Source organism: Candidatus Nitrospira allomarina, from assembly GCF_032050975.1.
GTDB lineage: Bacteria > Nitrospirota > Nitrospiria > Nitrospirales > UBA8639 > Nitrospira_E > Nitrospira_E allomarina.
On the sequence record NZ_CP116967.1, the window covers coordinates 2,229,650 to 2,247,590 of the forward strand.

Consider the following 17,941-nt stretch of genomic DNA (forward strand, 5'->3'; position numbering starts at 1 on the left):
AGATCCTTCGCCGCTGGCTCAGGATGACATACTCTTCCACCATCCCCGCCGGCAACCGATGTCGAGAATGGTAGTAGGGGGGACGGATAAGGACTGGGACCAACGAATGCCTATGCGAATGAGCAAAAAGTGGAACGACATAGGGCATAGGTTATGGTGACACGACCCCGTATCCTATTAGCCGATGACCATGCATTGGTCCTGGAAGGCCTGGCCAAACTGGTCACTGAGGATTGCGACCTTGTCGGGAAAGTGGAGGATGGACGAGCCCTTATCCAGGCCGCTCAGAAGTTGGAACCGGATGTCATCGTTTTAGACATTTCCATGCCAAAATTGAATGGATTGGATGCCGCCCGTCAACTGAAGAAATTACTTCCATCGATCAAGCTGATTTTTCTGACCATGCATGCGGATCCTCTATATGCAAAGGAAGCCTTTCAAATCGGGGCCTCCGGCTTTCTCTTAAAACGTTCTGCGGCTTCAGAGTTGATGCAAGCTATCAATGCCGTAATGAAAGGCCAGTACTACGTGACCCCGGCCATTGCCAAGGATTTTCTGAGTACGTTCACTCAGGAAATGCCGGCTCCTCAAGATGAGGCAAGCTCTCTCACGCCTCGGCAGCGGGAAGTGCTGCAACTTATTGCCGAAGGCTACAGCACCAAAGAGATGGCGACAATTTTACACGTATCTCCCAAAACCATTGAATTTCATCGAGCCAAGATTTTTCGGGAATTAAACTGTCAAAGCACGGCGGAATTAACGAGATATGCCATTACCCATGGTCTCGTGTCTCCGGAATAGAAATTTGGGGAATCTCTAAACTAGGAAAATTTCTCTCGAAAACTAGGGATTTCCCTAGTGGTGGTTTGCCCGTCCTTGTTTATATTACTTACCCCATTCAGACGGGGAACAATTTTTTGAAGGGTCAAGTGCCGGTGCCGGTCTCACATCCTTCTTATCCAAGCTCATGTGCCGGGAAATCCTCAAGGGACCTTCCCCGTATTATGTTGGCAGATGATCATCCCATGGTCTTAGAGGGGGTGGCAAAGCTTGTAGAGGATTTTGGCGTGGTCGTGGGGAAAGTGGAAGATGGACGATTACTGATTGAAGTCGCTTCACATTTGAACCCGGATGTGGTGATCATGGATATTTCAATGCCGAGTTTAAATGGGCTGGAATCGGCACGCCATCTCCAAAAACTTGTTCCCCGTAGTAAAATCATTTTTCTGACGATGCATGCGGATCCCGCTTATATTACTGCGGCATTTGAGGCCGGAGCCTCCGGATATCTCATGAAACGGTCTGCCGGTTCAGAACTGCAGTTGGCGGTAAAGACGGTGTTGGCGGGCCGCCGGTATGTCACGCCTCTCGCCCTGCGGGGGGAGGTCTCGCTTAATGATTTCCTGGGAGGGGAAAAATCGTTGTTTAAGCTACTTATTCCTCGTCAGCGGGAAGTCTTGCAGTTGATCGCCGAAGGCCGTTCCACCAAAGCCATCGCTACCCTTCTCAATATTTCCACCAAAACGGTAGAATTTCATAAAGCCAAGGTCATGGAAACTTTAGGGATGCATACGATTCCAGAGTTAACCCAGTTTGCGGTTGCTCAAGGCCTGGTTGAGAAGTAGGCAATTCCGATCATCTCTCCGCACTTCATCCTAGGATTATTTCCCGAAAGGACTAGGGGTTTCCCTAGTTCTTTTTTTTAACGTCGATCGGTATTTTACACCCTCACTTTAGCCACAAATTCCCCCTTTACTTTGATGGTTTCATGGTTGAAACCCATGTGAAAGAGAGGCTCACGGATGAACCACCTTTTTTCATCTTCTCCGTCGGCGGAAAATCTGATGAATACCGCAGCCGTTCCTCTTCGACCCGGTCGTTTTGAGAAGGGTTTGGCTTTGCAATTTCTCTCCGGTCAATACAGCGGATGGCCGGTAGTCGATTCCACCAGAGAAATCCTGGGCGTCGTGACCGAACTTCGTCTGTTACAAGCCTGTTCCCGCGTGAATTCCCTGGATGAACTCATGGTCGAAGACACCATGTCTACGCCGGTATTTGTGTTTGAGCAGGATCCGCTCGATGTCGTGATGAAGTTGATGGTTCAAAGCCAGGTTTTGAGAATGCCGGTGGTTCGTGAGCGGCAGCTTGTCGGAGTCATTTCCCGGGGAGATGTCTTACGGTATAGCCTCCCGTTATCTTCGCCTGCCTCCCAATTCGTGTTTTCCTGTGGCTGGTGTGAACGGGTTTATGATCCCTCTGAGAGGCTGATCGGAACAGATGACTGGCAAACCTTGGATGCCTATTTATCAAGCCATCAACTCACATTTTCGGATATCGAGCCGGCGCAAACCTATTGCCCTTCCTGTCTGGAAATTCTTCAGGCGCTTCAAACCACATCGCATGGCAGCTCGCGTGCCGGGACCGTTGTCCATCAGGAGGTCCGTCCCTGTTTGTTGGTGGTCGATGATGATCCATCCATAGCCGGGTTGTTGGTTCAAGCCCTTCAGGAGTGGGGCTATGAGGTGCTTGTTGCGAGAAATGGGCGGGAGGGCCTTGATCTGTTGGGCGGCCGTTGCGTGGATGGAATTTTACTGGATATGCACATGCCCATCATGGATGGGCGTACCATGTTGGATGAACTACGGTGGTTGGGACATCAGATGCCGGTGCTCATGATGTCGGGAGCGTCAGAGACATCCTTGCTCCGGCGGATGTTGCAGGAAGGTGCTCAAGGATTTTTCCTGAAACCGTTTCATCTCGCTTCCGTCCAACAGGCCTGTCGCAAGATTTTTCAAAACGATGAGGATAAGGCAGAGGTCTCCTCTCGTTTCCATGTGGCTTGATTGAAAACAGGAATCCGGTTAGGGCTGATGGATTTTTATAGGGGGGAGCCATGAATGAACATAGGGCCGGTCGTATAAATGGAACCCTTGGTAACGGGAGGAGAGAAGTCTGCGCCCATCAACGCCTGGTAGACGAACCGGTCAATGAGAAAGGCGCGAAAACGGGGCACCTGGTTTGTCGGGAATGTGGTGAGGTCATCCATAATCCTGTGAAAGTCTGAATTCGATGGAGATGAATGCCATTCTCCGGGTCTTATTGAAAGAAGGTAAAAGGCCTGTGACGCTTCATGACGCTGATTGTGCCAGAGCAGAGTGCGTTGTGTGGCCGCGACAGACCACACGAGGGTTTGAACGATTTGTTATGTCTGTACCCATGAGTCTTCAATCCGGTTTGATCGTCGCAGAAAAGGGCGCGTCTCTATTCTGCTCATCTGTCTTGAGATGATGTCGAGGTATACTAATTTCAGGGCAATACAAGGCGGAGGTTGATTCAATGAAAGATATTTCATGCGAGTCCAACAAACAGGGAGAAATGCAAAGTCTGCCGGTTTCTGTCGATGTAACTCAGGATATGAGGCATGATGGTTCTTCCGATTCGCTGGAGATCAAGATTGACAATCTTGCCCATGAGATCTCCAGGCGGGGAGGTGAGCATAAAGGCCCAAGTTTAGCCAGTTGGTTGAAAGCCGCAAGGGAGATTCTGTCCGAGGATTCTGAACGGCCGCAATTAACTGCCTAAAGCCTGTTTGCTTGGTTCGAGAGTTTTAATCGGGTCCTTATTTCCACGCCGGAATTCTGACTATTCAAAATGTTTTCTATCTTCTGAAGCTGAGTTTCTGTTGGTGACGGCGGGGATGACTACGGGGGACGGATAGACTCGGTATTTTTGATTCGGACTTCCATCAGAAACCTAGGAGAATTATCTTGGTTTTTAGAAAAATACTCAGTATTCGTCTTACTACTTTATAAAGGACCGAGTAGCTATATTCATAGCTTTCATACAATTTTTTCGTGCAAAGGAAGGAGCTCCGCCCTATGTCTCAATCCCATGCCTTATGGTCCGTGATTCTCGCCGGTGGGAAGGGGGAACGAACGCGTCCGTTTATTGAACGATGGTTAGGCTATCCCAAACCCAAACAGTACTGTGCATTCGTGGGAAACCGGTCGATGCTGCAACACACCTTAGACCGTGCGGATCGCCTTGGGGCTCCTCATAAAAAAATCACGGTGGTGGCCCAAACCCATCAAGGGTTCGCGGGTGAGGCCTTAGGAGGTCAGCGGGCAGGACAAGTGATTCTTGAACCGAACTATTGCGGCACCGCCTCCGGGATGTTTCTCCCTCTCACCTATGTCCGGGCATGGGATCCTAGTGCCACAGTGGTCATTTTTCCTTCTGACCATTTTGTGTTTCCGGAAAATCGTTTTCTTGAATTGGTTCGGCGTGCCATAAGCGGGAGTCGTATTCTTCAGGATCGACTCCTGTTGTTGGGGGTACGTCCCACTCATCTTGAATTGGACTATGGCTGGATGAATGTGGGGGGGGTATTGGGCTGGAGTGGAGGATCGTGTATTCGGCAAGTCGATTCATTTGTTGAGCAACTGGACCACATTCAGGCCCTCAATGCCATGGCCAAAGGAGCACTCTGGAACACATCGGTAATCGTTGGCAAAGTTTCAACCATCTGGAGGCTTGGATGGCAATTCGTTCCTGCCATCATGGAACGGTTTGAGCGATTAGGAAAAGCCATCGGGAGCACTCATGAGGGTCGCATGCTTCGTCAGTTATATCAGAAAATGCCCATATTAGATGTGTCTACCGAATTTCTCCAGCGCGTTCCTGAGCGCCTGGGAATGATTGAGCTGGAAGACGTGCTTTGGAGTGATTGGGAAGGCTCAGACCGTATTCGTCACACACTGAATGTAATTGGAAAGGAACCTGCGTTCCCCTCTGAGCTTGTCACCATGCCCTGTTCCTCATCTCATGCACTCTCCTTCCTTGAAGTGACCCGGTGAGTCGTAAACGCGTATTAGCAATAAGCAACCCCAAGAACCGGAAGAACAGCCTGGCGCAACTCGGCAAGGCAGGAGATTGTCGGGTAGGCCACCACGAGCGAAGTCTGGAACAGCCATACTTGCTGCCTCATCCCGCGAAGGACGGCGGAGATCTGTCCTCAATGAAAACCGCAGGGGTTTCCGAGGCATACGGTTAGAAATGACTTCGATGGGACTCAGTTGTCGATACACGATATCAATTGTGCCGACTCTGCTCGGGTACCCTCCCGCCCAATCCTGAAAGGAAATCATCTTGGAATGACCCAATTCCGTCTTGGTTCCTCATAATAAATCTTGGGAATGACCCATGGGGCTGATTCCCCGTTTTTCTCCCTTAGTTGTTGCAATCTTCAACAGTTCCCCATTAAACCCTGTAGCTTTTTTGGCCAAGAGACCTTTCCCGGCCTAGTCCTTTTCCTCAGAACCCATTGCGAACAGAGAGAATTGGTTCGAGGCCCTCTCCTGGCATAACCCTCGCTAAAGAAAAAATAGCGGGTCCCTACCTTCAGTGGCAGGTGAGCCATTTACCGGGGTGCTTCCGTGGAAGGTACGACGTGAGGCCCGGTCACAAATTAGTGTCTCGGGGGTGAAAGATAAAGGTATGTATCGGATTTTAGATGAAAGTGAAGCCGGAAGTGTGGGAATTCGGGTTGAGGGGAAATTATCAGTCGAAGAGTATGATCTCTTGAATGCCTACCTGGAACAGTTAATGCAAGAAGTTGGGCCGATTAATTTCTTGTGCGATTTGGCAACCCTTGAAGGCGAAAATGGGCAAGCCTTATGGGAGGAGATGACTGATCATCTGCGGAACGCCCAAGCATATCAACGAATTGCGGTGGTGGGAAACCGACGATGGTCGGAGGGCGGACCAAAGGTTTCTGTTCCCTGGCCCAGTACTCAGTTCAAATATTTCACACCAGACCAGACCGACGAGGCCTGGCATTGGGTAAAGGGGTGAGATGCTCAAAACCATGGCCATGGATTCCGTAGAGAAAGCGTGGCCGTGAAAAAATGTGGCGTTCGTGGGTGAACGGCTGTTTGAGTTGAAATTTTGATCAGGTATTCTCGATTCTTAATATCTCCTAGGGACTTTTTCCTGATTGACTAGGGAAATTCCTAGTTCCTTCCTTGGGGGGAATGTTTTATAAGGACCTTTTTAAAGTGGGGATATCCGTCATTGTGCTTTGGCATTCATGACCCAGGGAGGGAGATGAAGAACATGCTGAGAGCCGGAGCCAATCCGTTGTGGTCGATTATTTTAGCTGGGGGTGAAGGGGAAAGGACCCGCCCGTTTATCGAACAGTGGTTGGGCGGGCATAAACCCAAGCAGTATTGTACCTTTGTCGGAAATCGATCCATGCTTCAACATACGCTGGATCGGGCCGACCGATTGGTCAGACCTGAACACAAAGTCACGGTGATCGGTCGAAACCATCGGGAGTTTTTGAATAACGCTGTGGAGGGAGATACCTCTGGACACGTTATTGTTCAGCCCCAGAATTGCGGAACAGCCGCAGGAGTGTTCCTTCCACTGACCTTTGTTCGAGCCTGGGATGCTGACGCTACAGTCGTCATTTTCCCATCCGATCATTTTGTCTTTCCGGAAGCTCGTTTTCTCGAAACGATCAGGCGGGGGATTCGCGCAAATCACTTTCTCCAGGATCGTTTGGTCCTGTTTGGCGTGTCTCCTTCACATCCTGAGCTGGACTATGGGTGGATTAACCTGGGCGAAGTTCTGGGTTGGAGCAATGGATCATGTATTCGCCAGGTTGGTTCCTTTCTTGAAAAACCAGACCTTCTTGAAGGGCAACAGGTCATGGCAAGCGGCGCTCTTTGGAACACCCTGGTGATTGTGGCAAAAGTGGCCACGCTCTGGAAACTTGGTTGGCAACACCTACCGGTTATGATGGAGCGGTTTGAACGGTTAGGCGCGACGATTGGAACTGTGCACGAACATGAAACGCTTCACGACATCTATCGAGATATGCCTGTTCTGGACTTTTCTCGTGCATTGCTTCAAAGGATTCCTGAGCATCTGGGAGTGATGGAATTCGAGGAAGTGCTGTGGAGTGATTGGGGACAACCCGAACGCATTGCCCATACACTCAACACTCTTGGGAAAAAACCTGCATTTCCTTCCGAAATTTTGCAAAGGTCCTTGGCTCCCACCGATGCCATTCCTCACCTGGGGGTGACGTGATGGTGAATAAGCTAAGTATTAACTAACCGAAACACCTCAAAATTCCTCCTCAGCCGGTGGGATCAAGGGCGTAATCAGCAAAAAGACGTCATTATAAGAGCGGTCCCTTGAGAAGTTCATGAGAGTATGACCCCTGGTGGCACCGATTCCATGAACTCTCAATCTCTCGTTGGGAATGTGCAAGGAGGCATCATCCGGGGTGCGTATGAATTAATTCATTGTCGAGACGGACACCCTGGGCAGGATCCCGATAATTGGGAAGTTTTTGAGCAAGAAATATTGGGCAAAGATGGATCATCATCGCTCAGGAAATCTGTTCATCAGCCAAATGACAGGAATTCCCATTCTCACATCTTGCCATTTTATTCGGAATGATGGCCCGGTTTCCTGAAATTTGTTTCGCTGTTCCTGCCGGTAGATTGCGGCTGTCTCAAAACCATGATGCCTTTCCTGTTTCTAAAGAGAAGACGTCTATATGATATGCAGGAGCAGGTTTTGTGGTTTCATCTTCATCTCCTTAGTCGTACCAATCGATGGACTTTGCAGGTGTTAGTTGGTCTCAAAATCAATGACGTGACCAATTCCAGACTCCGGGTGACTTTCAACAACCGGAAACAAACAACACAGGACGGCAAAAGCGGGATCGAGAAAACAAGCAGCCTAAAAAACACGAAAGGCACCTGGCCTGAAATGCCAAAAAGATTAAGTCCTAACGGCCAATCGGGAAAGGTCAATTTTTTTCAATGGGAATAGGATGCGGTATGGGTCGGTAAAGACGGTAGGTAGCCAGACCCACCCTGTTCTTCCTCTCTCGGGCTGCCATGGATGCAAAAATCCATGAGCCAAAGCTCTATGTGCAGAACAACCAGAGCCCAACGTTCAGCCCGTGGACATGGATCCAGTCCTGTTCACCAGTTCCTTTTCCATGGGTTACTCCGCTTGGGATTGTGTTGGACTGATTGAGAGTCTACCTCGTGAAACAGAATGAGAATGTTATCTTTTCATGGGAGAAATGATGCGTGGTTCAAGATGGGCCTTGATCATATTGGGGATTTTGGGGGTATTCACGTTCGGGTGTTTGCCCACGCCATCAGTGAGTGGAGAGATCAGTTCTTCAGGGTTTCTTCAAGGGAATGGTATGGTAGAGCGGGACTGGTCTACATGCCGCTCTCTGGACTGTATCCCCAACATCATGACTTCGCTCCTTTCTCCGGTCAGCATGGTTTCAGATTCGACCTCTCATACTTCCCCGTAAGAGCGTTCTAACCCCCACATGTATATTTTAATGGGACAATACCCACCGAATCAGGGGTAGTATCCGGTAATTCCCAAAAGAGTCCGTTAAGGCAAAAGGCCTTTATAAGGAGGCAGTGGATTGAGAGCGATCCACACGTAATTTTGTTGGTGTGTCGAGCGGGATAGAGCTGCGGAAATACGAGTCGGCGTTACCTCATGCGGAGGCATGCGGATCCACCGGACTTCTTTTGTCTCATCCCGCCAAAGCCGGAAATAACCCTTTTATCCCGTTGGCAATTATCTCCACGGCGATAGCGGACAGGATCAGGCCCATGATACGCGTAAAAACATTTATCCCGGTTTTCCCTAACCGCTTGGAGATCAACGGGGCCATATGCAATGCCATCCACAGGCAGAGGCCGATAATTATGATGGTCAATCCGAGCAGCATTTCATGCCCCAGGTTGGTGCCTTTATGTGCTTCAACTACAACGGTGCTGATCCCACCGGGCCCCGCCAGTAATGGGGTTGCTAACGGGACGACGGCAATATCGTGTTTTCTGTTGGACTCTTCAGCCTCTTCCTTGGTTTGCACCGTGGGGCTCAATTCTGCCTGAAGCATGGAAATGGCCATAAGGAGGATGAGGATCCCGCCGCCCACTCTAAAAGAACTCACGCTGATCCCGAAGATTGCCAGTGTCCATTCGCCCCCGACCAAGGCGACTAACAGAATCAGGGTCGCAGAGAATGACGCGATCTTGGCAATTTTTTGTCTGGTCTTTGTGCTTTCACCGGGGGTCAGCGTGATGAAGAGGGAAATAGCTCCCAAAGGATTGGTCACGGCTAACAGCGCCACAAAAATTTTTAGATATTCAGTAAAATCAAACATCGGGTCTCCATTTATTTGTTCCTCTCATACACCTGCGTATCAGGGATGTGGCACTTCCTCAATTCTCACCGGCCACAAAAGGCATGAGTAATGATGGGGTATGACATCGCAAACCTGTGCAGTCACGTGAGACCTTTCATCATCAAAATCAAAGAAAAATTTCCGCTCATTTCATACTGCCGCATTGTCATATTTGGGCCGAACGTTCCACTGGCCTTGCTGCCATGGGATTATCTGTTGTTGATTCGGCTATCTTTCATTCATCCAGCCGGGGGAAATGGAATTGAGAAAAGAAAATACAGGAAAGAGAGACATCAGGTAAACTGGAATGGGGAAGGTGGTTTCTGTTGTTATGAGTTGAAAGGAGCGCAATGATGAAAGTGTTGTTGGCGGTAGAGCAAACTCGTATTTCTGAAGGGGCCATTCAGATTCTCAGCAGGTTGACACTGCCCGGTGGATCCGATCTGTTTCTTCTCCATGTGAACCCCGTCCCTCAAAAGATTACGGGTCTGGCGAAGGAACGGATTTTGAAAATCTCCCAGCAGGTACAAGAGGTGCAAAAGCAGGCGCTTGAACAGGCGCGTGAGTTTCTGGGTAAGGTCGAAAAAAGGCTGAATCATCAGGATGTGGATGTGTGTTCTCTTGTAAAAAAGGGCTTTCCTGGAGAGGAAATTTTAAAAACCATTCACGCGAAAGCCGTCGATCTGGTGGTTCTCGGATCACGTGGTTATTCCAAAACGAAGGGGATTTTACTCGGGAGTGTGAGTCAATGGGTGTTACAGGAAGCGCCCTGCTCGGTGTTGATCGCTCGGCCTATGGCTCGGTTGAAAAAGCCTGTTCGAGGCATGAAACTTCTCCTGGCTACTGATGGATCTGCCGATTCACGAGCGGCCGTCGACTTTATTAAAAGCCTGACTTTACCCCCTTCCTCACATATCACCATTCTCCATGTCGTCAAAAAACATGTGTTCGAAACCGAACAAACGTTGATTGCCGACAGTAAGAAGGAGGATGAATTTGCCAAATTGGCCGAAGAACTCCTTGCCATCCGAGGGCGGGAAGGAGCGAAACTCCTTGAACAGACTCGAAAGGTCTTGAGTGCTCCTGAACTTCACATTCAAGAGCGATTGGTATTTGGCAATCCAGGAGATGAAATTCTTAAAGCTGTTCGATATGTTCAAGCTGATCTTGTTGTCCTGGGTTCCCGTGGCTCGACCGGGGTCAAGCGGGCGTTTCTTGGCAGTGTATCGAACAAGGCTGTTTACGGTGCCGGATGTTCGGTGGCGGTCATTCGTCATAAATACAAAGAGTAGTGTCCGGAAATCTGAGAGAAGAATTTCTGGAATGTTGTGTGCCTGGTCCTCGTGGCCCTCGCCTTGTGCCAACAAAAGAAGACAGTAGAAGGGACTCGCTGCTCCTTTTTCACTCGATACCGTATCCACAGTGGCGTTCGGTGTTGCAGAAGTGTTTGCAATTATTCCATCTGTGAATGAAAATTTGTGTTGTGAGCATTCGAAATTTCAAGTACCTGTTTAAGCCACGCGTTATTACGGTAATTGGGGCTTCGAATCGGCCTCATCGAGTGGGAAGTGTGGTGATGCAGAATCCTCATGACGGAAAATTCAGCGTTATGGTTTTCTGCCTTCTGATGGTTATCAAGCGAAGCCAGCATTATGAACCCTGAGTGAAAAACGGCGGCAGTCATGCCGGAGTCTCCAATGGCCTGGATGGCTTTTGGAAAGGCTCTTTGGCTGGCTTGCTGATAGGAAAGCTTTTCTCTTGAGAATCTGCATCCATCATGCTCTGAAGGAGATACTCAGCTTGTTGGTATGATTGATCCGGATTGTCCACTATCAAAAGAAAATGCCCCATTTTGCGTCCTGGCGCGGCGTGTGTTTTTCCATAAAGATGAAGCCGGACCTGCGGATGAGCCAGAAGTCGATCCCACTTGGGCGGTCCGTTTCGCCATAGATCTCCGAGGAGATTCACCATCACGACGGGATGCATGAGAGAGGTATCCCCCAATGGTAATCCGCAAATGGCGCGGAGATGTTGTTCGAATTGGGACGTCACGCAGGCCCCAAACGTGAAATGTCCACTGTTATGAGGCCGGGGAGCGATCTCATTGATCAACAAGGTGTCGTCCTCGAGAAGAAAGAATTCCACCGCCATGACTCCGCAGTAGTCAAGCGCTTCTGAGAGGGAAACGGCTAGCTCCTCCGCCCGTAAACGGATCGTGTCCGTCACCCGGGCTGGAACGCGTGTGGTATGGAGGATGTTCTGCCGATGTGCATTCTCCGCCAGGGGATAGAGTTGAATATCTCCCTGAGGACTGCGGGCCAGCACGACCGATAGTTCCATCTTGAAGTGCGCGACGGCTTCCAAAACAGACGGGACTTCTTTTAATTCTCGCCAGGCCTCATTCAAATGGTTCACGCCGGCAACCCGGATTTGGCCTTTGCCGTCATATCCTGCACGGCGCTTCTTTAAAATAGCCGGGAATGCCACGTGTTGAGCCGCAGCGGTCAAGGTGGCGTGATCTTTGATCGAGGCAAAAGGAGTTTGTGGAAAGCCGTGATCCTGAAGAAATTCCCGTTGAACCAGTCGATCCTGGATGAGAGCGAGCACTGAAGAGGATGGACGGGTCGCTTGACCCGTTTCAATGTCGGCAAGAAGCATCCAAGGCACCAGTTCGGTCTCAATGGTCACCACATCAACCTGAGAGACAAAGTCCATCACGCGTTGTGTGTTCGACAGTTCTGATTGCACAAAAAAATCCGCAACCTGGGCGGCCGGACAATTCTCAACAGGATCTAACACGCCAGTCCGATACCCCATCCGGCGGCCTTCCATGGCCAGCATTCGACCAAGCTGGCCTCCGCCCAATATCCCGATTGTTCCACCAGGAAGGATGATCTTCATATGAGTTTCTCCAGTGCAGGGTTGTGTCGTTGGTCATAATAGGCCTTAAGTCGTTGGCCGATGCCGTGATCAGATACGGCAAGAATGGCTGCTGCCTGTAATGCGGCATTGACTGCTCCATCCTCGCCGATCGCATGGGTCGCAACCGGGATGCCCTTTGGCATTTGGACTATGGATAAGAGCGAATCAAAGCCTTGCAGGGCTCGAGACCGCACCGGCACTCCGAGAACCGGAAGTATCGTTTTTGCCGCGGCCATTCCCGGCAGGTGTGCGGCTCCTCCTGCCCCGGCAATGATCACGTGGATGCCGCGGCTTTGGGCCGATCCGACATACTCAAAGAGAAAATCCGGTGTGCGGTGGGCTGACACAATCCGGCATTCATGGGGAACGGCCAATTCCGTGAGAATCAGACTTGCGTGCCGCATGGTCTCCCAATCACTACTACTCCCCATGATAATCGCTACGAGTGGATTGGAATGATCAGATTCGGTATTCATGGATTAGGTTGCCTCCCCCAAAATATTACCCCTTTACAAGCATCCACCCTGAAAGCACCCGGTTTCGTGAACAGATCGTGAGGCGGCAATCCAGGGTAATGAAAGGTGCAGTCTCCTGCGATAAGCCTGGGCCTTTATCCCTCGGCCCCGGCTCTGCCCCTATTTGTCGGCAGCGTTTTAGCCAGTACGCCCTACTGTACCCCGCTTCACCATCATAATTCCATAATTTCTGCACCGCCGACCACCACCACTTCCGGCCGAACGGTTTCAGGTGGGTGGTCCCGGGAGAATTTGATATCCTTTGTTCCCACAAACCCACATCGCTCCCATTTCGTCATCAGCAGGTCCTGGCTCACGTATCCTATCCACACTTTTTGGAAATGAATGTAAATTTGGACAGGGCAATTTTCTTGAATCGGGGAATGCCCCTTTTCTGTATAGAGACCTCAATACCAAGTAACTGAACGTCTTTTTCCCTTAAAGCCATTGCACGTCATGATGCCCGGAATACTGCGGACGGATTCACTTTCTTAAGTCCCGCCTTTCAACGGGGAAATCCTCAATCATCCATGCCGAAAGCCAAAACTGACACCAGATACAACAATTCACGAAGGCGCCGTGGAATAAGAAATATACAGAGTTTGAGTTTTAGGCCTTCCTTTTAATGCTTTTTAAAATTCCATATTCCACGAAAAGAACTGTAGATATTTGCCACGTCCGTGCAAAATTTTTTGTAGCCAAATGGGTCATCGGTTTGGGGACGGGGAAATGATCCCTGATGGCGGAAGTCCAATTTAAAAGAAAATTACCTCATGGTACCGAACTTGAAGAGCACATAAGGAAACACCAATTAAGTGAGCGAAACTATTGGAAGAACTGAAAGTTCTTTGCCCTTTTTGCATTCGCAAAACTAAAGGTTTTGAGAAGGGTTTTGGGTTTACTGAAAAGGGGAATTCATGAAAGACCAAAGCACAGCAAAGGGAGAACGCTGGTCACTGCTCTTGGCTGGAGAAGAAGGGGGAGCGAACGCGTCCGTTTATTGCGCAGTGATGGGGGACATCGTTCCATGTTGCAACATACGTGGGATCGTGGGGACCTCTTGACACATTCTGAACACAAAATATCCGTCATTGCTCAGAACCACTTTCGAGAAGTGGTATCTTAGTCGGCGAATCGATCCTGCGTCCAGGTAATTGGACGACCTTGGAACAGTGAACCTCTGGCAGGATTTTAGATGGAAGTCCTGTCCTGACCCTTTTTTAATGGAACGCCCAGATTGCCTGATCAACGCCATTATCCTCCTCCGATTTCTTAGGACATTTTGAGATGGGCTCCTATTGTGTGGGACGGAACAGGACATCCGCGAGGAACCTATGGGCAGATATCAAGGGTTTATCACAGCTGCACCGGAAGGTGTCTTTTTATAGGCTTGGTAGGAGGAGCATTGAGTGGGTAACTATGTCACCTTTCGTGAGAAAGAGACGAAGATATTAAAATTTAAGATAAAGGAAGAATTGTTACTATAGTGGCAAGCTGTAGGCAGCACTTTAAACAGGAGGGATATTTATGCGTGCACTGGCATATGTGTTGATAGGAGTGTTGGGGGGGATGGGCGCAATGAGCCTTAGCCAAAAGGGAGGACCAATTCCTACTACTATGTTGGCACCGGTGAGTTATGCGATGACGTCTGCAGAGCCAGCTTCTGAACTAGCAGAAGAAAAACCCTGGACAGGCGCCGATTTATTAGAGATGGCGCAGCTCTATGACCAAAAAGCCGATGAGCTTCAAAGTGAAGCGGTGAGATTGGAACAGCGAGCCATAAGCCTTGCAGAAAAGCCTCATATGGATCCGAAGGGCTTTACCAGGACGGGGTGGATGCTGATCGCCTCGTCGCGATGGAAGTCGGCAAAAGAGCTACGAGAAATGGCCGCCATGCATCGTTCGGAAGGAAAACGTCTCCTGGTATTGGAAAAAAACGGTGAGGTCCCCACTGAAGACTTGGATAAGGAAGGGAATGCCTCTCAGAAGCATGGCACATGAGTTGTGGTGTTTTTCAGATTTACTTCAAGTTAGGACACCCTGAGTTCGTATTTTTTCCTTGTCCACCCTGCTTTCGCAGAGAGTTGTATTGGCACTGACCTGCCAGCGGCCCTTGGTCGTGCCAAAAACGTTCTTTTGATATCATCATTATTAGTTTACCATGACCATGGCCGCGGAAATGGGAGCGGGGGGGATATTCCTTGCTCTATCTCTAGATGATCATTCTGAGGACAGGTCAAATCGTGCGGGAAATGTATCCCGGAACTCAAGGGGGAGGAACGGTTTGTCGCGACGACAAAGAGGATGATTGGGTTCAGCTTGAGCATGTGAAGACCTCCTGCCATCGCTAAGCGGTTGCTCAAATTTTCAGGAACGGCCACGTTCGTGAATCTCCCCAAATTTGCCAATGCCTTGGATGACGTCCCGTTGAAGAAAGACGTTCATCTCGATTTTGACGACTTACGGTATATCGACCACGCCTGCCTGAACTTGCTGAGTTCCTGGAAGAAGTTTCATGAAACCCAAGATGGAACAGTGTCTGTCGATTGGGAAAAGTTTGAATCAAAGATGCTTGAGAAACAGACGATCGATACATAGGGGTCCCTTCCCATCCAGGAAACTTCATTTTGTCTGCTTGGAGAGCTGAAATGGAAGGAAATGAGCCGAAGATGTCCCGCATACCTGTCTTTTATTGAAGTCTCTGTAGTTGGGAGGGCCGAGTAATACGAGTCTCCCAAGAATTTCCGGTAATGAAAATTGTGGGGAATCATTCCGCTGAAAGAGGTTCCGGCACTAATTCGGATGTGGGGCAATTTGCCTCTATAAAAAATGCCCCTTCCTTTGATTTTGTACAGACAACCACGGTGCTCCTTGAGTTGCAATGAATATTCATTGATATATTTACGAAATGAAAATGGTATAGAATTTGTACTATGTACCGTGGAAGAGTGGCTGAGTAGTTCCTTTGAGAGGGAGGTTATATCTTAATGATTATGATTGTAACATTTCACGAGGAATTTCGAGGAAAGATTTCCGCTTTTCTCTCTGAGAAAGGTTATGAAGTCTGTGTTCCTCCTCATAGACAGGATGTGATTCCCCTGGTAAAGGAAAAATCCCCCTTAGTGGTCCTATTGGATATGTATGTGGCGACACCAAACGGATTAGACGTGCTAAAGGAGTTACGAGCCCATAAATATCATGGAGGAATTGTGGCGCTGGCTGGAACTTCGGTGCGTTCCTTAATGTCACAAGCGTCACAGCTTGGTGTGGATCAGGTGATTGGAGGATTTCAAGGCGATGGCGGAGCGCTGAATCTTGATCAGGTGGAGTCAGCGATAAAAATGGCATTACACTCAAGCATTGCTAAACGCGCATTTCAATTGTATGAGGCACGGGGGCGGACGAAAGGGAGGGACCTGGAAGATTGGTTTGAAGCCGAACGGCAAATTTTGAAGAAGACCTTGCCGTTGTCATCAGGGGAAAGCAAACAGAGAGCTAAAACTGAAAGCGGATCTCAGAAGCCAAAGAAAATCCCCAAAAAATTAACCTGAGGGACCAAAAGTTGGGTCAAGGTGAATGCACAAACGTCCAAGAATATTTGGCTGGTGTCACCAAGAATCAGGAACATCATTTGGGTTTAACCCGTCAACTGAATAGTTTTTCGGTGCATTCAGCCGGTAATCATGGTGAATCTGGCTAGAGGAAGTGGAATCTTATTGCATCCGACGTCCCTCCCGGAGGGATGGGGTATTGGAGATTTAGGACCCACGGCCTATCAATTTGTCGATTTTTTAAAGGTCGCCGGTCAGAGTTGGTGGCAGATGTTGCCACTGGGGCAGACCGGGTATGGCAATTCCCCCTACATGTGCTTTTCCGCCTTTGCAGGAAACCCCTTACTCATTAGCCCGGAAAAACTTGTGGAGGATGGATTTGTATCGGCATCCGATGCGGGTCGGCCTCCGTCTTCTCCACCCGACCATGTGGATTACCCTCTGGTCATTGTGCATAAGCAACTAATCTTCGAAAAGTCTTTTGAGCAGTTTAAGGCCAATCCTCCAGCCGAACATCGCCAAGCCTTTTTGTTGTTTCGTGAGAAACATGCTTCCTGGTTAGAAGACTTCTCCCTCTTTATGTCTTTGAAAGAAAGTTATGCGGGGCAAGCATGGACTCGATGGGATAAGCCATTGATCGTACGAGATCCTCAAGCCCTGCAGGACTGCTGTCGTCGCCTCAGGGAGAAGATTGATTATCATCAGTTTCTTCAGTATCTGTTTTTTCACCAATGGTCCGACCTGAGACAGTATGCTCATGCCAGGGGGGTCAGAATTATCGGGGACCTCCCGATCTATATCGCGCATGATAGTTCAGACGTCTGGGCGCATCCTGATTCATTCTATTTAGATGATCAATATCAACCATCTGTGGTGGCCGGGGTGCCGCCGGACTATTTCAGTGCAACAGGACAACGGTGGGGAAATCCGATTTACCGGTGGGACGTGAGAGCCGGGTCCGGTTACCAATGGTGGATCGATCGATTTCGTGCCAATCTTGCTCTTGTCGATATGATTCGATTGGATCATTTCCGGGGGTTTGAGGCCTATTGGGAAATCCCGGCTTCTGAACCTCATGCCATCCATGGTCGATGGGTGAAAGGTCCAGGAGGCGAATTGTTTGCAGCCGTGAAAGCCGCACTGGGTGATGTGCCGGTAATCGCCGAGGACCTTGGGGTGATCACTCCCGAGGTGGAGGCGTTACGGGATACGTGTGGTTTTCCCGGTATGCGAATTTTACAAATGGCCTTTGGCAACGATCCCAAGGCCCATCATTATCGACCCCATCACTATACCTGGAATTCCATCGTTTATACGGCCACGCATGACCATAATACGACGGTCGGGTGGTTTACCGCTGAACCGGGGAAGGAAACCACCCAATCCAAAGAAGAGATCAAGGAGGAGCGCGTGAGTGTATTGCGCTATCTGGGGACCGACGGGCGGGACATTCATTGGGATGTGATTCGACTGGCCATGAGCTCTGTTGCCCAACTCGCCATGATTCCCCTTCAGGACGTCTTGGGATTGGGGAGTGAATGCCGGATGAATCGACCCGGCACGCTCAAGGGGAACTGGGAGTGGCGGACTCATCCTGGGCAATTGACGGAGAAGGTTGGGAGCCGACTCCGTGACTTGACAGGTTTATTTGATCGATTGCCATGACCCACGCCTTAGGAATCAAAAAAAATTAAAGCTTTTGTGAGAAAGGG

The 17,941-nt window shown here is 49.5% G+C and carries 18 protein-coding genes; 14 read left to right on the plus strand and 4 right to left on the minus strand.

Annotation, left to right across the window (positions count from 1 at the left end; all coding sequences use genetic code 11):
• Window positions 1-153: 153 nt before the first annotated feature.
• The 9 genes from PP769_RS09855 (at window position 154) to PP769_RS09895 (ending at window position 7,095) form a co-directional block, all read left to right on the plus strand.
• Window positions 154-801: a response regulator gene (locus PP769_RS09855; protein WP_312646968.1), complete on the plus strand. Its 648-nt coding sequence runs from the start codon at window positions 154-156 to the stop codon at window positions 799-801.
• Between the two features lie 116 nt (window positions 802-917).
• A complete protein-coding gene (locus PP769_RS09860; protein WP_312646970.1) occupies window positions 918-1,625 on the plus strand; it encodes a response regulator in 708 nt (235 codons plus the stop codon).
• A 177-nt stretch (window positions 1,626-1,802) separates the two neighbouring features.
• Window positions 1,803-2,843, plus strand: coding sequence for a response regulator (locus PP769_RS09865; protein WP_312646971.1), 1,041 nt, complete (start codon window positions 1,803-1,805; stop codon window positions 2,841-2,843).
• Between the two features lie 50 nt (window positions 2,844-2,893).
• Entirely contained in the window at window positions 2,894-3,064 is a 171-nt protein-coding gene (locus PP769_RS09870) for a hypothetical protein (RefSeq protein WP_312646972.1), read from the plus strand.
• A 272-nt stretch (window positions 3,065-3,336) separates the two neighbouring features.
• On the plus strand, window positions 3,337-3,582 hold the full coding sequence (locus PP769_RS09875; RefSeq protein ID WP_312646973.1) for a hypothetical protein: 246 nt from the start codon (window positions 3,337-3,339) through the stop codon (window positions 3,580-3,582).
• A 296-nt stretch (window positions 3,583-3,878) separates the two neighbouring features.
• The gene (locus tag PP769_RS09880; RefSeq protein ID WP_312646974.1) at window positions 3,879-4,856 is read left to right on the plus strand and encodes a sugar phosphate nucleotidyltransferase; all 978 of its coding nucleotides are present in this window, start codon (window positions 3,879-3,881) and stop codon (window positions 4,854-4,856) included.
• Window positions 4,853-5,053 (plus strand): hypothetical protein, encoded by a 201-nt coding sequence (locus tag PP769_RS09885; protein WP_312646975.1) that lies wholly within the window; start codon window positions 4,853-4,855, stop codon window positions 5,051-5,053. Before PP769_RS09880 ends, PP769_RS09885 begins: the two co-directional genes overlap by 4 nt.
• A gap of 443 nt (window positions 5,054-5,496) precedes the next feature.
• The gene (locus tag PP769_RS09890; RefSeq protein WP_312646976.1) at window positions 5,497-5,853 is read left to right on the plus strand and encodes a SpoIIAA family protein; all 357 of its coding nucleotides are present in this window, start codon (window positions 5,497-5,499) and stop codon (window positions 5,851-5,853) included.
• Between the two features lie 261 nt (window positions 5,854-6,114).
• The gene (locus tag PP769_RS09895) at window positions 6,115-7,095 is read left to right on the plus strand and encodes a sugar phosphate nucleotidyltransferase (RefSeq protein ID WP_312646978.1); all 981 of its coding nucleotides are present in this window, start codon (window positions 6,115-6,117) and stop codon (window positions 7,093-7,095) included.
• A gap of 1,489 nt (window positions 7,096-8,584) precedes the next feature.
• Here the strand turns inward: PP769_RS09895 and PP769_RS09900 are convergent.
• A complete protein-coding gene (locus PP769_RS09900) occupies window positions 8,585-9,220 on the minus strand; it encodes a YchE family NAAT transporter (RefSeq protein WP_312646979.1) in 636 nt (211 codons plus the stop codon).
• A gap of 371 nt (window positions 9,221-9,591) precedes the next feature.
• Here PP769_RS09900 and PP769_RS09905 point away from each other — a divergent pair, with 371 nt between their 5' ends.
• Window positions 9,592-10,533, plus strand: a complete 942-nt coding sequence (locus PP769_RS09905) for a universal stress protein (protein ID WP_312646980.1) — start codon at window positions 9,592-9,594, stop codon at window positions 10,531-10,533.
• A 388-nt stretch (window positions 10,534-10,921) separates the two neighbouring features.
• On the opposite strand, the gene PP769_RS09910 is transcribed toward PP769_RS09905, so the two are convergent.
• The 3 genes from PP769_RS09910 to PP769_RS09920 all read right to left on the minus strand — a co-directional run bounded on the left by PP769_RS09910 (window position 10,922) and on the right by PP769_RS09920 (window position 12,995).
• A complete protein-coding gene (locus PP769_RS09910) occupies window positions 10,922-12,142 on the minus strand; it encodes a 5-(carboxyamino)imidazole ribonucleotide synthase (protein WP_312646981.1) in 1,221 nt (406 codons plus the stop codon).
• Window positions 12,139-12,639 (minus strand): 5-(carboxyamino)imidazole ribonucleotide mutase, encoded by a 501-nt coding sequence (gene purE, locus PP769_RS09915; RefSeq protein ID WP_312646983.1) that lies wholly within the window; start codon window positions 12,637-12,639, stop codon window positions 12,139-12,141. Before purE ends, PP769_RS09910 begins: the two co-directional genes overlap by 4 nt.
• A gap of 212 nt (window positions 12,640-12,851) precedes the next feature.
• On the minus strand, window positions 12,852-12,995 hold the full coding sequence (locus PP769_RS09920; RefSeq protein WP_312646984.1) for a hypothetical protein: 144 nt from the start codon (window positions 12,993-12,995) through the stop codon (window positions 12,852-12,854).
• Window positions 12,996-14,205: 1,210 nt separating this feature from the next.
• Here PP769_RS09920 and PP769_RS09925 point away from each other — a divergent pair.
• The 4 genes from PP769_RS09925 to malQ all read left to right on the plus strand — a co-directional run bounded on the left by PP769_RS09925 (window position 14,206) and on the right by malQ (window position 17,894).
• Entirely contained in the window at window positions 14,206-14,679 is a 474-nt protein-coding gene (locus tag PP769_RS09925) for a hypothetical protein (RefSeq protein WP_312646985.1), read from the plus strand.
• A 384-nt stretch (window positions 14,680-15,063) separates the two neighbouring features.
• Window positions 15,064-15,276 carry a hypothetical protein gene (locus PP769_RS09930; protein ID WP_312646986.1) on the plus strand — a complete coding sequence of 71 codons (213 nt, stop codon included), beginning with the start codon at window positions 15,064-15,066 and terminating at the stop codon, window positions 15,274-15,276.
• A 389-nt stretch (window positions 15,277-15,665) separates the two neighbouring features.
• Window positions 15,666-16,229 carry a DUF2934 domain-containing protein gene (locus tag PP769_RS09935; RefSeq protein WP_312646987.1) on the plus strand — a complete coding sequence of 188 codons (564 nt, stop codon included), beginning with the start codon at window positions 15,666-15,668 and terminating at the stop codon, window positions 16,227-16,229.
• Between the two features lie 117 nt (window positions 16,230-16,346).
• A complete protein-coding gene (gene malQ, locus PP769_RS09940) occupies window positions 16,347-17,894 on the plus strand; it encodes a 4-alpha-glucanotransferase (RefSeq protein WP_312647048.1) in 1,548 nt (515 codons plus the stop codon).
• Window positions 17,895-17,941: the final 47 nt, after the last annotated feature.